Raw genomic sequence first — 13,375 nt, forward strand, 5'->3', positions numbered from 1 at the left:
ACGGCCGGCTGAATTCCTCGTATCCCGCACCGTCCCGTTCTTCCGCCGCGTTCCGCGCGGCCCTCAGCCACCCGCCCGGTCGTGGTCGATCAGCAGGTGCCGGGGGCCGCGCAGGACGGGGCTGCGGCGGTACGGGGGCGGGTCCTCGACGAGCCGGGGGTCGGCGAGGCCGTGGATGAGGGCGGTCAGTGCGGCCTGGGTCTCCAGCCGGGCCAGCGGGGCGCCGAAGCAGCTGTGGACGCCGCCGCCGAAGCCGAGGTGCTGGTTGTCCTCGCGGCCCGGGTCGAACCGGTCCGGTTCGGCGAACCGCCGCGGGTCCCGGCTGCCGGACGCGAGCACGAGGATCAGCGGGGCGCCGCGCGGGACGGTGACGCCGTTGATCTCGATGTCGGCGAGCGGGGTGCGCTGCGGCAGCAACTGCACCGGCGGCTCGTAGCGCAGGAGTTCCTCGACCGCCCGGGGCATCAGCGCCGGTTCGTTGCGGAGGCGTGCCAGCGCCTCGGGGTGGCGCAGCAGGGTGAGCATGCCGTTGGTGATCAGGTTGACGGTCGTCTCGTGGCCGGCGATCAGCAGCAGCACGGCGGTCGTCATGATTTCGAGCTGGTTGAACCCGCCGTGGTCGGGTCCCGGGTCGGTGGCGAACGCGGAGAGCATGTCGTCGCCGGGGCTGTCGCGGCGCGATTCGGCGAGTTCACCGAGGTAGAGGCCCATCGCCCGGCGGGCGTCGGCGGCGGCGCGCTGCCGTTCGGCGGGGTCCGCGCCCGGGGTGGGGTCGAAGCCGGAGACGATCGCGTCCGACCAGCCGCGGAACCTCGGCTCGTCCTCGGTCGGTACGCCCAGGAGCCGGCAGATCACGGTGACCGGCAGCGGGTAGGCGAACTCGTCGACGAGGTCGATGCGGTCCTTGGTCCGGAGCTGGGCGAGCAGGTCCTTAACGATGCGGGTGATCTCGCCGTGCAGGGCGTCGATCCGGCCGGGGTTGTGGGGCGGCCCGAAGGAGCGCATGGCGAGGCTGCGCAGCCGGTGGTGTTCGGGGTCGTCCAGGCCGATGAAGGACGGCGGGATGCCCCGCTCCGCGTCGCCCAGCTCGTCGGGTTCGGTGCGGTTGCGGCGGTCGGAGCTGATCCGCGGGTCGTGCAGCAGGGCGTTGATGTCGTGGTACGTCCCGACCAGGTAGCTGCCGTCCTGCTGCCGGGCCACGCCGTGCTCGCGCAGTTCGGCGTAGAGCGGGTAGGGGTCGGGGCGGCTGGCGTAGTCCGTGATCCGCTCGAAGAGGGTCTCGGGGTCCGCGGCCATGGGCGGGGCTCCTCACGCGGTGGGGGACGGTGGTCCGTCCGTGGTCTCAGCGGCCCGGTTGGACCAGGGTCAGGCGGCGGTCGGGCAGATGGCCGGTGAGGGCGACGGTCGGGCCGTGCGAGAGCACCTTGGGGTCCGGGACGTCGGAGGGGACCGGGGACGGGGACTCGCCCTGGTCGGCGGCGCCCGGCCCGGGCGGGAACGGTGCCGCGGTCTCGATCAGGCGCTGGTAGTACTCCAGCGATTTGGCCTGGTTGACGCTCACCGCCGCGGTGACCCGCCCCCGGTAGCCGTAGACGGCGACCAGCCGGAGCTCTTTGAGGGAGCCCTGGGCGATGACCACCTGGTCCGAGAAGGTGGGGACGCCGACGGATTTGATGTTCAGGCCGAACTGGCTGGACCAGAAGGCCGGCACGGTCAGGTGCGGGCGTCGGCGCGGCCCGGGGTTGACCATGTTGTGGGCTGCCACCTCTGCCTGGGCGACGGCGTTGCCCCAGTGCTCCAGGGACAGCAGCTGGTACTCGAAGAGCGGGTGCGGGAACCGCGCCACGTCGCCGGCCGCGAAGACGTCGTCGGTGACGATCCCGTACATGTCGAACGCCCGGCAGCCCGCGTCGCAGGTGACCCCGCGCGGCCCGGCGGCGATGCCGGATTCGGCCACCCACTCGGTGTTGCGGACCGCGCCCAGGGCGACCACGGCGACCTCGGCGTCGATCCGCGTCCCGTCGGAGAACCGGGCGCCGATGAGCCGCCCGGCGCGGTCGCCCTCCAGGGCGGTGACCGTCACGCCGCAGCGCAGGTCGACGCCGTGCGCACGCTGCAGTTTGGCGGCGAGGGCGCCCAGCGTGCCGCCGAGCGCCCCGACGAGCGGCGCCGGTCCGCGCTCGGCGACGGTCACCGCGAGGCCCCGCTCGATGCAGCCGGATGCGATCTCCGAGCCGGTGAAGCCGGCGCCGATGACCAGGACGCGGCGCGGCCCGGCGGCCAGCCGCGCGGCAAGCCCGGCCGCGTCGCCGCTGGTGCGGAGGGTGAACACGCCCTCCAGTGCGGCCTCTTCCGGGTTCGGCCAGGGCCGGGCCCGGGTTCCGGTGGCGATCAGCAGCCGGTCGTACGGCTCCTCGGTGCCGTCGGCGAGCAGCACGCGTTTGCCCATCGGGTCGAGCCCGGTGGCCCGTACGCCGAGCCGCCAGTGCGCGTCCACCGGGCGGCGCTGCGGCAGCCCGGTGTCGGCCGCGGAGACCCGCCCGAGCAGCACCTGCTTGGACAGCGGCGGCCGGTCGTACGGCGGCTGGGCCTCGTCGCCGATCAGGGTCAGCGAGCCGGCGAAGCCCTCGTCGCGCAGCGTCTCGGCGGCCCGCAGACCGGCGAGCGAGGCACCGACGATGACGATCCGGCCGTCGCGCGGGTCACCGTTCACCGGTACCGGCCTCCGCTCCCACGAGGATGGCCTGCACCGGGCACGCGGCGGCGGCGCGCAGCACGCGTTCCTGCTGCCCGTCCGGGACGACCGGGCGGTACAGCAGGGCCTCCTCGCCGTGCATCGTGAACACCTCGGGGGCGAGGAAGGCGCACTGTGCGTACCCCTGACAGCGATTGAGGTCGACGACGACGTTCATCGGTCCGCTGCCACTCCTCTCACCCTCAGGGCCCGGCACGTCCGCGTGGTACGCGTGGTGTGCGGCGCATGCGTGCGGTGAGCGGCATGCGCGCGGTGGGCGTCGGCTCGTCGTTCCTGTCTATCCCGGGACGGGGCGCGGGGCAGGTGGGGCGGGGCCGTTGGAGGGGCGGGGCCATTGCAGGGGCGGGCGGCCCGGCTACCGGGCGCGGCCGCCGGATGACGGGCCAGTGCCCTGCCGCGAACGTGGCCCGGCAGGTGCGGACCACCCTGCTGCGCCACCCGTGGCTCGGCGTTCGCCGCGCCGTACGTGACGGTCGCCGTCGTCGGCGTCGCCGCTGCCGTGGGCATGACGCCCGCCAACGTCGCCGTGTTGAAGAACGGACGCGCGAAGGCGGTGCGGGTCACCACGCTCGAAGCGATCTGCCGCACGCTCCGGTGCCAGCCGGGCGACGTGCTGCGCTGGGTGCCCGACGACAGCGCGGACGAGGGCTGAGGAGCTCGGCCCGCTGCCGGGGCCCTGGCCTCTCCCGGGAACCTCAGCCCTCGGCCAGCACCGCCCGGATCACATGCCGGGCGTTGTGCGCCATCGCCGGGTTCGTCCGCCGGTAGTACGGCAGGGCGATCAGCGCCTGGGAGAGCGTCCGGGCCCGGCCGCGGATCCAGGTCGCGTCGTCCACGCCCAGCGCCGCCCGGAAGACCTTCCGGGCGTCGGCCGGCAGCAGGTTCCACGCCGGGAACAGGTCACAGGCCGGATCGCCCACCCCCATGCAGCCGAAGTCGATCACCGAGGTCAGCCGGCCGCCGGCCACCAGCAGATTGCCCGGCATCAGATCGGCGTGCAGCCAGACCGGCGGCCCGTCCCAGGCGGGGGTGCGCAGCGCGTCCTCCCATACGGCGGCCACCGCATCGCCGTCCACGGCCTCTTCCGGGATGCCGCGCAGTTCCTCGACGGCCGACCGGGTCGCCGCGTCGAGCGAGGCGAGCGGCCCGCCGCGGTGGGCCGCCGGCGCCCCGGAGAAGGTGAGGCTCCGCATCGCCGTCACGAACCGGGCGAGGTCCTCGGCCAGCAGCACGGGCTCGCTCAGCGCACCCGCCGCGGGGTTCTCCCCCGCCAGCCACCGGTACACCGACCACGGCCAGGGATACCCCTCGGCCGGCTCCCCGGCCGCGAGCACCTCGGGGATCACCGTGGGGAGCCGCGGCGCGAGGCGGGGCAGCCACTCCTGCTCCAACGAGACGTCCGGCGCCCCGCCCGGCACCAGCGGCAGCCGTACGACCATGTCGTCGCCCAGCCGGTACATGGCGTTCACGGTGCCGCCGGACGGAAACCGCTCCACCGGCAGCCCCGCCCAGCGCGGGAACTGCCCGGCGACCAGCCGCCGTACGAGGTCGTCGTCGAGGGGGTGCAGGCCGGGATGCATCGGCCCTGTGCTGCTCATGGGGCGCCATCCGACCGCCGGACGGTGGCGGGCGTCAAACGCTTTTCGGGGCCGGCGCACCGGTAGGCGCGGCCAACCGGGTCAGCGCACCGAGGCGGCCGGCGGGCGTTCGCGCAGGGCGCCGTAGGCGAGGAAGTACGCCGGCACCCGGTTCAACCACCGGGAACGGGTGAGCAGTTCGGCCAGCCGCTCGGCGCGCCGCGGGTGGCCGAACGGCGGCCGGCCGGTCAGCACCGGCTCGATGACCCGGGCGTGCGCCGCCCGTTGCAGGCCCTGGGTGAGCACCGTCGTCGGCCACCGCCGGCGCTGGACCCCGCGCACGTCCCGCAGGCCCACCGCCCCGGCGCGCAGCGGTTCGACGAGGTACCGGGCGGCGGCCACCGCGTCCTCGACGGCGAGGTTGATGCCGATGCCGAAGACCGGCGACATCGCGTGCGCGGCATCCCCGATGCACAGCAGGCCGGGCCGGTGCCAGCGCCGCAGCCGGTCGATGCGTACGTCGAGGAGCTTGACCTCGTCCCAGGACCGCACGGCGTGCGCCCGGTCGGCGAGCCAGGGAACAGCGGCGGTGAATTGGGCCATGAACGCGTCGAGGCCGGCGGCGCGGCGTGCGGCGTCGGTCCCCTTGGGGATCAGTCCGGCGCACTGCCAGTAGTCACCGCGGTCGATCATGGCGGTGAGGAAACGGTCGCCGACGCCGCCCACGAGCCCGTGCGGATCGCCGCCGTGCCGCGGCAGCCGGAACCACCAGGCGTCCATCGGGCAGGGGAACTCCTCCCGTCCCAGTTCGGGCAGCGTCCGGGCCAGTGAGCCGCGGCCGTCGCAGGCCACGGTGAGGGTGGCCCGCAGTTCCCCGGTCCGCCCGTCGGCCGTGCGGTACCGCACGCCGCTCACTCGGCCCTGATCCATGAGGAACGACGTCGCCTCGGTGCTCATACGGACGGAGAACGACGGCTCCTGCCGGGCCTCGTCCGCCAGGAGGTCGAGGAGGTCCCACTGCGGCACCATCGCGATGTAGTTGAACCTGCCCGGCAGCGCCCCGATGTCCCCGACGGTGACCAGCGAACGGCCCGGCCCGAGCGGCAGTTGGACGCTCGTCACCCGCCGTTGCGGCAGGGCCGCGAACCGCTCGCCCAGGCCGAGGTCGTCCAGCAGCGCCAGCGTCGAGGGGTGCACGGTGTCGCCGCGGAAGTCGCGCAGGAAGTCGCCGTGCTTCTCCAGGACGGTGACCTCCACGCCGGCCCGGGCCAGCAGCAGGCCGAGGACCATTCCGGCGGGGCCGCCGCCCACCACACAGCACGTGGTCCGTTCCATCGCCACCGCTCCTTCCGCGGAATGCCCGGGTCCGCCACACCCGCACCGGCAAGCGCACGGGCATCGGCACAGGCATATATGCCCGTACGCCCCGGTAGCCAGACCCGGGGCCGGGCGGCCCCGGGTCGGCCGTGCCGGAGGTGGCTCACGGTCTCACCGGCGGAGGCGGCTCACCAGGTGTGGGCGACGTCCACGATCAGCTGGTTGCCGGACTGCTGCACCCGGAACGGCAGCTTGGCCCGCACACCGAGGCCGATCTGCGTCTGCCCCTCGAAGCTCGCCCCGAAGCGGGTGTCCTTGAAGGTCCGGTAGCCGCTGATCTTCACGCCCGGCAGCGGCTTGCCGGCCGTCCCGGCGTAGGTCTGCTTGCCGGTCGCCGGGTCGTAGCTGGGGGCGGAGACGTAGACCTGCAGGATGGCACCGCCCTGGACCGGTATCTTCTCCCCGGAGCCGTCCTGGTGGAAGGCGTCGACATAGCCGACGTGGTAGCCGATCTTGCCGGTGGCGCCGCCGAGGTCGAAGACCATGCGGTCGTAGCAGGTGTTCTGGCTGGTGGTGATGTTCTTCAGCGGCTGGGCGTTCGCCTCGGTCGCCGTCTTGTCGAGGCTCCCCCAGTTCGTCGTGCAGGCGGTGACCGTGCCGTGCTTGCCCACCGGGCCGGTCGCGGCGCCGGCCATTCCGGCCGTCCCGAGCACCCCGGCGCCCGTCAGGACGACCACCGTGGCCGCTGTCGCCAACCGTCGCATTTCTGCCCCCAAAGGATGGTGATGGATGAAGTCCGCGCGGTAGGACCGACGGGACGGCACGGACGTTGCCCGAGGGACGCATTCCGGTCAGCGTGGGACGGAAGTTGTCGTGAAAAAGGGGGTCACCGGCCGGGCGCGGGACGGTGCCGCCGGTCATCGCACGGACCGGCCGGTCAGCGCACACCGTGCGGCCGGAACTGGATGCTGATCCGCGGTCCGGCCGCCCGGGTGCTCTTGGGTATCGCGTGCTCCCACGTCCGCTGGCAGGAGCCGCCCATGACGATCAGGTCGCCGTGCCCGAGCGGCCGCCGTACGGTGCTGCCGCCGCGGCGCGGCCGGAGCAGCAGATCGCGCGGCGCGCCCACGGACAGGATGGCGACCATGGTGTCCGCCCGGCTGCCGCGTCCGGTCCGGTCGCCGTGCCAGGCCACGCTGTCCCGGCCGTCGCGGTAGTAGCAGAGCCCGGCCGTGGTGAAGGGTTCGCGCAGTTCGTCGGCGTAGTGGGCGGAGAGCAACGCCCTGGCCTCCGTGAGGACGGGGTGCGGCAGCGGGTCGTCGGCCTGGTAGAAGGCGAGCAGCCGCGGGACGTCGACGACGTGGTCGTACATCTGCCGGCGCTCGGCCTGCCAGGGGACGTCGGCGGCGAGCCGGACGAACAACGCGTCCGCCCCGCTCAGCCAGCCGGGCAGCAGATCGATCCAGGCCCCGTCACCGAGCTCGGTCCGGCGGATGCCGCGCAGCGGGCCGAGTCGGATCTCGTCGGTCTGGTCGAAGAGCGAGCCTTGGAGTTGCGTGCCCATGCCTCCAGCGTACCGAGAGATTCGAAAATCTGTTCTGCCGCGCGAGGCGTACCGGGCCGATCAGCGCTCCGCGACTGCCGCCCGGGCCCGCTCCTCCGCGTCCGCCAGCCAGAAGTACACCGGCGGCAGGACGAGCTCCAGGACGGTCAGCGGGAGCTGGAACCACTGCGGCGGACCGTGCACCGCCAGGGAGAGCAGTCGGCCGATCCCGCCGAGCAGGAAGATCCCGGCGAGGGCGCGCACCGCCTTCGCCGGGATCGGTGACTGCCGGGCCGCCCAGATCCAGGCCAGGCCGTACCCGAGGAAGACCGCGTTGTAGAACCGCTCCCGGCTGTCCACGGTCGCCCCGGCCGAGCCCTCGCCCGGTACCGAAGCGATGCCGAGCACGAGGTGGAAGGCCCCGATCGCCACACACGCGACCCCCATGGCCCACACCAGCCACCTGAGCACTCTGTCCATGACCCGTTACCCCCTTCGTCCCCTGCGGCTCACACCGCGGCCTGGTCGGCGGCGCGCCGGCGGGCCGCGGTGGCTCCGGCGTGGTCGCCGAGCAGGTCGGCGAGGCGGGCCTTGGCCGACCAGTTGTACGGGCAGACCGGGCGCAGGTTGCTGCGTTCGCTGAGCAGCGTACGGGCCAGGTCCGTACGGCCCGCGCGGAGGGCGGACTCGACGAGGGTGCGCTGGAGGGCGTCCCGCTGGGCGTGGCTGCCGCCGAAGTCGTTGAGGCGGTGGCGGACGGGCAGCAGGTGCTCGACGGCCGCGGCGTGGTCGTGCCGGCCGTGGGCGATCAGTGCCCGGCAGACCGGCAGGCCGATCTCCGCGGTCATCCAGCGGTTGGAGACCGCGGGGGCCGAAGTCACCCAGCCCTCCCGGTCCTTGACGAGTCGCTCCGCCCGGTCGATGCGGTCGGCGCCGACGTAGGCCATGACGGCATGGGCGTCGTTGAAGGCGTAGTGCGGACCGTCCGCGCGGCGCTCCCAGGCATCGGCGAGCCGGGCCCAGCGGGTGCCCTGGTCGTCGCCTGCCAGACGGATCCGCCACAACAGGGCCGCGGCGTCCAGCAGTTGCATCGCCGCGCCCGGGGACCCGTCGTGGTGCAGGGCCGCGTCGTAGATCTCCAGTACCCGGGCCGTGTTGCCGGTCTCCAGGGTGAAGAGGGCGTAGTGCCACCAGTTGTGGACGGTCAGGAGGGTGTCACCGGACCAGTTGCCGGTGCGGTCGTCCAGGAAGCGGATGCCGTCGGTGAAGCGTCCGCGCATCTCGTAGGTGTGCGCCACGCCGTGGATGCCCCAGACGTCGTCCGGGTGCTGCGCGAGGGCGGCCAGGCCGGTCTCCTCCGCGCGTTCGTAGTGGCCGGACTCCTCCAGGCCGAAGGCGTACATGCCGAGCAGCGGGCCGTGGTGCGGATCGTGCTCGTCCCAGGCGTCCAGGGCACCGCCGACCCGGTCGCGCAGGCGCTGGGCGTCGCCGGTGAGGAAGTCGTGCTGGTGCCCGGCGACGAGGGCGAGCACGTCGCGGGGGAAGGCCACGGTGAGGTCGCCCAGGATGTGGCCGGCGCCGTGCATATCGCCGTCCAGCCAGGCCGTCGCGGCGGCGAGGTGCATCCGCTCACGGGGCGTCAGTTTCTCCTCGTCCAGGCCGGCGAGGAAGCCGTGGAAGGCGGTGCGGGCCTCGGCCGCGTCCTTCTCCTCGGTGCCGAGCACCCCCAGGTACGCGGCGAGGGCCTGGCCCATGACCGACCGCGGCGAGTCGGCGAGCACGGCCCGGGCCGAGTCCACCACCCGCGGGCGGAAGAAGAGCAGGTCGTCCAGCGCCTGTTCGTAGAGGACGAGGGCTTCGGAACTGGTGTCGCTCATCACGTGCCCGTGGCGGTCCGTGGTCATCGGGGCTCCTGGTGCCGGGAACATCGTCACTGAGGTCCATCGTCCCCGGCGCGGACCGCATTCAGCGGGCCGTTCCGCGGTAACCGGCCGAATCGGCGTAACCGGGGCGAGGGGGGACCTCCCGGGACCGGTGCGGGAAGGGGGCGAGAGAATGACCTTGCGCACGGGCGTGCGGGGGCATCCCGGGCACGCCGCGTGGAGCGACGTGGGCAAGTGGAACGCTGCGAGGGGAGCAGGTTGTGCACAGTGCCGTGGTGACGCCCGGGGGCGACCGGATGCGATGGGTGGAACTGCCGGGGGACGAGCCCTGCCGGGTGTATGTGCACGGGCTGGGCGCCGCGTCGCTCCCGTACTTCGCCGAGGTCGCGGTGCACCCCCAACTGGCGGGCCGCCGCTCCCTGCTCGTCGATCTGCTCGGGCACGGCATCAGCGACCGCCCCACGGACTTCGACTACACCCTGGAAGCGCACGCCGATGCCCTGGCCGCCGCCCTGGAGTCGGCCGGGGTCGCCGGTGCCGAGCTGATCGCGCACAGCATGGGCGGCTCGGTGGCCATCGTCCTGGCCGCCCGGCATCCGCGGCTGGTGTCCCGCCTGGTGCTCGTCGACGCCAACCTCGATCCCCTCACGGCGGCGCCCGGCACCGGGGGCAGCCGAGGGATCGCCGCGTACTCCGAGGAGGAGTTCCTCTCCCGCGGCTGGGCGGAGACCGGCGAGCGGGCCGGGCCGCACTGGTGGTCCACCATGCGCCTGGCCGGCCGGGAGGCGCTGCACCGCAGTGCCACCCACCTCGTCCGCGGCACCTCGCCGACCATGCGGGAGCTCCTGCTGAAGCTTGCGGTCCCGCGCACCTACCTGCTGCCGGAGGCCGACGGTCCGCTCCCCGGTGCCGACGAACTCGTCCGGGCGGGGGTGCACGTCGTGGCCGTCCCGGACTGCGGGCACAACATCATGCTCGACAACCCGACGGGTTTCGTACGGGCCACCGCGGCGGCACTCACGCCACCCAGTGCGGCCGACGGGCGGCGGACCGGTCCGTGAGGTCGTCGGCGAGGGCGGTGGCCATGCGCCGCACCGCCTCGCGCAGGGTGTCCGCCGGCATGGTGTAGGGAATGCGCAGGCGCTGTTCGAAGATGCCCGGGTCGGTGGCGAAGTAGGCACCGCCCTCGATCCGTACGCCGTGCGCAAGCGCCCGTTCCGCCAGCGCCGAGGCGACCGGCTCGCCCAGGTCGACCCAGAGCGACAGCCCGCCGGGCGGCAGCCGCCAGCTCCACTGCGGGAGGTGCTCGGCCAGCGCCGCGGCGAGGGCGGCGCGTTGCCGGCGCAGCTGTTCCAGGCGGGGCGGCAGCAGGTCCTCGGCCTGTGCCAGCAGGGTGAGGGCCAGCAGCTGGTCCACGACGGAGCCGCCCATGTCGGTGGCGACGCGCTGACCGGCGAGTTCGGTGACCAGCCGGGCGGGGGCCCGCAGCCAGCCGATGCGCAGACCGCCCCAGTGGGTCTTGCTCATCGAGCCGATGGTGATGACCTGCCCGGTCCCTGCGGCAGTGGCGTGCGCGGCGAACGGCGGCGGCGCGGGGACGTCGAGGGCGAGGTCGGTCAGGGTCTCGTCGACGACCAGCCAGGTGCCGGACCGCGCGGCCGCGCGCAGGGTGCGGACGCGTTCCTCCTCGGGCATGAGACAGCCGGTCGGATTGTGGAAGTCCGGTATCAGATAGGCGAGTTGGGGCACGACCTGACGCAGGGTGGACTCGATGATCTCGATGTCCCAGCCCTCGTCGGTCACCGGGACCGACACGGTACGGAGCTGGGCGCGGCGCAGGGCATCGAGGGCGTTCGGGTAGGACGGGTTCTCCACCATGACCCGGTCGCCGGGGCGGCAGAGCAGTCCGATGACGAGGGTCAGGGCGTGCTGGGCGCCGGAGGTCACCAGGATCTGCTCGGGGAGGGTGGGCAGGCCGCGCCGGGTGAAGCGCTCGGCGACGGCGGCGCGCAGGTCCGGCAGGCCGTAGGGGTGGTAGCCGGGGGTGGGGGCGTGCTCGGCCAGTTGCGGGGCGACCCGGGTGAGGGCGTCGACGAGCGTCCGTTCCGGCAGGCCCGGGGCGGCTCGGGCCAGGTCGATGGCGGTGTCCTGCGGACCGATGAGCCGTGAGATGCCGCGCGGGGTACCGCCCTCGGGCAGGTCCGTCCAGGTGCCGGAGCCCTGTCGGCTGTGCGCGTAGCCGCTCTCGCGCAGCAGGTCGTACACGGCGGTGATGGTGGTCCGGCTCGTGCCGAGTGCGACGGCCAGTTCCCGTTCGGCGGGGAGCTTGGTGTGCAGCGCGAGGCGGCCGTCGAGGATCAACGTGCTGAGGGCCTGGGCGAGATGGCGGTAGGCGGGCCGGGTGCCCGCCGGATCGGGCAGCAACGCGGCGAGCTGCCGGGCCCCCACCGTCCGGCCCGGACGGGGCGCCCGGCCCGCGGGCCGGGACGGAGCTGCGTCCACCACACCATTCTCCTGCGATTGGCCGTGTCATCCGGGCCAATCACTCTACAAAGTGGCCGCATTGGCCTGGAGAGCGGGCCTGGCAAGCACGTGGGACGACGACGGATGACGCCGTACGGGGAGACAGACGTACGGCACGGCAGGAGGCAAGCACGCCCATGCGGCAGGACATCAGCACTACGGACCGGGATGGTCGCCCTCGAAGGGCCACGGTTCCCGCCCCTCCCCCGCTCACCCCGCTCCCCCTCGCCGAGCGCCCGTTGCGGCGGCTGCCCCAGCTGTTCGCTGGCCTCACCCTCTACGGAGCCAGCCTCTCGCTCATGGTGCGGGCCGGGCTCGGCCTCAGTCCGTGGAGCGTGCTGAACGAGGGGCTGGCGGAGCGCACCGGCCTGAGCTTCGGCACCCTCACCGGCCTTGTGGGGGCACTCGTCCTGCTCCTGTGGATCCCCCTGCGGCAGCGGCCCACGTTCGGCACCTTCGCCAACCTCGTGGTGGTGGCGGGCTCGTCCGACCTCGGGCTCCGGCTCCTCCCCCAGCACCTCGGGCTCCCCGCCCGGATCGGCCTGCTCGCCGGCGGCGTCCTCCTCAACGCGTTCGCCATCGCCGTCTACGTCGGCGCGCGGTGCGGCCCGGGCCCCCGGGACGGGCTGATGACCGGCGCGTCCGCCGCCACCGGGCGTTCGCTCCGGCTGGTCCGGACGCTGATCGAGATCGGTGTGCTGGTCGTGGGCGGGCTGCTCGGCGGCAGCGTCGGTGCCGGGACCGTGCTGTACGCGCTCGCGGTCGGCCCGGCGACGCAGTTCTTCCTGCCCTGGTTCGTCCACCGGAGCCCCGGCGAAGGCGGCCGGGTCAGTCCGCGGCCGCTCCGACACCGTCGCGGCAGTCCGGGTGGCCCCAGCCGTCCGGGTTCTTCGCGATGGGTTCGCCGGCCGCGTACGAGCGTCCGCAGCGGCAGCGGCCCGGGAACTTCGCGTTGAGTGTGCGCCCGGCGTTCCCGGACGTGCGGCGGCGCGGCGAGGAGGCCGTTTTCGCGGTGGGCCCGGTGGTGGCGCGGCGGCGGGTGCCGGCCGGCCGGGCGGTGTCCGGCGCGGCCGGGGGCTCCGGCGACCCGAGGGCGCTGCCGGCGGCTTCCTGGACGGTCGCGGCCTGGCTGGCGGCGCGGTCGGCGAAGTCGTTGAGCCGGTCGCCGTCCACCTGGTGCGCGGGCACATAGCGGAATTCCACCGTGCGGCCGGCGAGCAGTTCGTCGATGCGGACGACGAGTTCCTGGTTGGCGACGGGCTTGCCGGCGGCGGTCTTCCAGCCCTTGCGCTTCCAGCCGGGCAGCCAGGTGGTGACGGCCTTCATCGCGTACTGGGAGTCCATCCGGATCTCCATCGGCACGGCCGGGTCGGTGGCCGTGAGCAGGCGTTCCAGTGCCGTGAGCTCCGCCACGTTGTTGGTGGCGGTGCCCAGCGGACCGGCCTCCCAGCGGACCACGGCTTCGCCGGCATCGGCGAGCACCCAGGCCCAGCCGGCGGGCCCGGGGTTTCCTTTGGAGGCGCCGTCACATGCGGCAATCACGCGTTCAGCCATGCCCGCGATCATGCCAGGCCAGGGGCCTCGGGGCGAAGTCGCACAGGGTGCGGTGATCGCTACGCGCGGGCGGCGCCGGGCGCGGTGCGGTGGCCGCCCCCATCACCGCCGCGGTCGCCGACCCCGGGGTCGTCGAGGTGGTGGCGAGCTGGCGGCCGCAGCTGGCGTCTTCGACCGGCTCGACGAACGGCTGGGCATCGATTCCGGGGCCGGGCTGCCGGGG

Annotated in this window: 13 protein-coding genes and 1 pseudogene; 3 read left to right on the forward strand and 11 right to left on the reverse strand. The window is 73.9% G+C overall.

Features of this window, described 5'->3' with window-relative positions; all coding sequences use genetic code 11:
* Positions 1 to 63: 63 nt before the first annotated feature.
* The 3 genes from ACZ7MX_RS03995 to ACZ7MX_RS04005 are packed head-to-tail and all read right to left on the reverse strand — an operon-like array spanning position 64 to position 2,912.
* Positions 64 to 1,296, reverse strand: a complete 1,233-nt coding sequence (locus tag ACZ7MX_RS03995; RefSeq protein ID WP_472129071.1) for a cytochrome P450 — start codon at positions 1,294 to 1,296, stop codon at positions 64 to 66.
* A gap of 46 nt (positions 1,297 to 1,342) precedes the next feature.
* Positions 1,343 to 2,713 carry an NAD(P)/FAD-dependent oxidoreductase gene (locus ACZ7MX_RS04000; RefSeq protein WP_472129072.1) on the reverse strand — a complete coding sequence of 457 codons (1,371 nt, stop codon included), beginning with the start codon at positions 2,711 to 2,713 and terminating at the stop codon, positions 1,343 to 1,345.
* The gene (locus ACZ7MX_RS04005) at positions 2,703 to 2,912 is read right to left on the reverse strand and encodes a ferredoxin (RefSeq protein WP_393564891.1); all 210 of its coding nucleotides are present in this window, start codon (positions 2,910 to 2,912) and stop codon (positions 2,703 to 2,705) included. The genes ACZ7MX_RS04000 and ACZ7MX_RS04005 overlap by 11 nt, the downstream gene beginning before the upstream one ends.
* A 309-nt stretch (positions 2,913 to 3,221) precedes the next feature.
* On the opposite strand from ACZ7MX_RS04005, the gene ACZ7MX_RS04010 reads away from it, so the two are divergent.
* Positions 3,222 to 3,407: a helix-turn-helix domain-containing protein gene (locus ACZ7MX_RS04010; protein ID WP_472129074.1), complete on the forward strand. Its 186-nt coding sequence runs from the start codon at positions 3,222 to 3,224 to the stop codon at positions 3,405 to 3,407.
* A 43-nt stretch (positions 3,408 to 3,450) separates the two neighbouring features.
* On the opposite strand, the gene ACZ7MX_RS04015 is transcribed toward ACZ7MX_RS04010, so the two are convergent.
* From ACZ7MX_RS04015 to ACZ7MX_RS04040, 6 genes are all read right to left on the reverse strand, one after another.
* Positions 3,451 to 4,335, reverse strand: coding sequence for an aminoglycoside phosphotransferase family protein (locus ACZ7MX_RS04015; protein WP_472129299.1), 885 nt, complete (start codon positions 4,333 to 4,335; stop codon positions 3,451 to 3,453).
* A 99-nt stretch (positions 4,336 to 4,434) separates the two neighbouring features.
* On the reverse strand, positions 4,435 to 5,667 hold the full coding sequence (locus tag ACZ7MX_RS04020; protein WP_472129076.1) for an FAD-dependent oxidoreductase: 1,233 nt from the start codon (positions 5,665 to 5,667) through the stop codon (positions 4,435 to 4,437).
* Positions 5,668 to 5,837: 170 nt separating this feature from the next.
* Entirely contained in the window at positions 5,838 to 6,413 is a 576-nt protein-coding gene (locus tag ACZ7MX_RS04025) for an AMIN-like domain-containing (lipo)protein (protein ID WP_472129078.1), read from the reverse strand.
* 173 nt (positions 6,414 to 6,586) lie between these two features.
* The gene (locus ACZ7MX_RS04030) at positions 6,587 to 7,213 is read right to left on the reverse strand and encodes an alpha-ketoglutarate-dependent dioxygenase AlkB (protein ID WP_472129080.1); all 627 of its coding nucleotides are present in this window, start codon (positions 7,211 to 7,213) and stop codon (positions 6,587 to 6,589) included.
* A gap of 60 nt (positions 7,214 to 7,273) precedes the next feature.
* Positions 7,274 to 7,672, reverse strand: a complete 399-nt coding sequence (locus ACZ7MX_RS04035) for a DUF4345 domain-containing protein (protein ID WP_472129082.1) — start codon at positions 7,670 to 7,672, stop codon at positions 7,274 to 7,276.
* Between the two features lie 29 nt (positions 7,673 to 7,701).
* Positions 7,702 to 9,096 (reverse strand): tetratricopeptide repeat protein, encoded by a 1,395-nt coding sequence (locus ACZ7MX_RS04040; protein ID WP_472129084.1) that lies wholly within the window; start codon positions 9,094 to 9,096, stop codon positions 7,702 to 7,704.
* 239 nt (positions 9,097 to 9,335) lie between these two features.
* Between ACZ7MX_RS04040 and ACZ7MX_RS04045 the strand changes: the two genes are divergently transcribed.
* On the forward strand, positions 9,336 to 10,136 hold the full coding sequence (locus tag ACZ7MX_RS04045) for an alpha/beta fold hydrolase (RefSeq protein ID WP_472129085.1): 801 nt from the start codon (positions 9,336 to 9,338) through the stop codon (positions 10,134 to 10,136).
* On the opposite strand, the gene yczR is transcribed toward ACZ7MX_RS04045, so the two are convergent.
* Entirely contained in the window at positions 10,093 to 11,580 is a 1,488-nt protein-coding gene (gene yczR / locus ACZ7MX_RS04050) for a MocR-like transcription factor YczR (protein ID WP_472129086.1), read from the reverse strand. The two genes, ACZ7MX_RS04045 and yczR, sit on opposite strands and share 44 nt — an antisense overlap.
* Positions 11,581 to 11,735: 155 nt before the next feature.
* Here yczR and yczE point away from each other — a divergent pair.
* Positions 11,736 to 12,437 (forward strand): annotated as a pseudogene (yczE, locus tag ACZ7MX_RS04055) (membrane protein YczE); the annotation flags it as partial.
* Here the strand turns inward: yczE and ACZ7MX_RS04060 are convergent.
* On the reverse strand, positions 12,427 to 13,164 hold the full coding sequence (locus ACZ7MX_RS04060) for a ribonuclease H family protein (RefSeq protein ID WP_472129087.1): 738 nt from the start codon (positions 13,162 to 13,164) through the stop codon (positions 12,427 to 12,429). The pseudogene yczE and the gene ACZ7MX_RS04060 overlap by 11 nt on opposite strands.
* Between the last annotated feature and the right edge of the window lie 211 nt (positions 13,165 to 13,375).

The sequence above is a fragment of the Streptomyces sp. NPDC107765 genome (genome assembly GCF_055657085.1).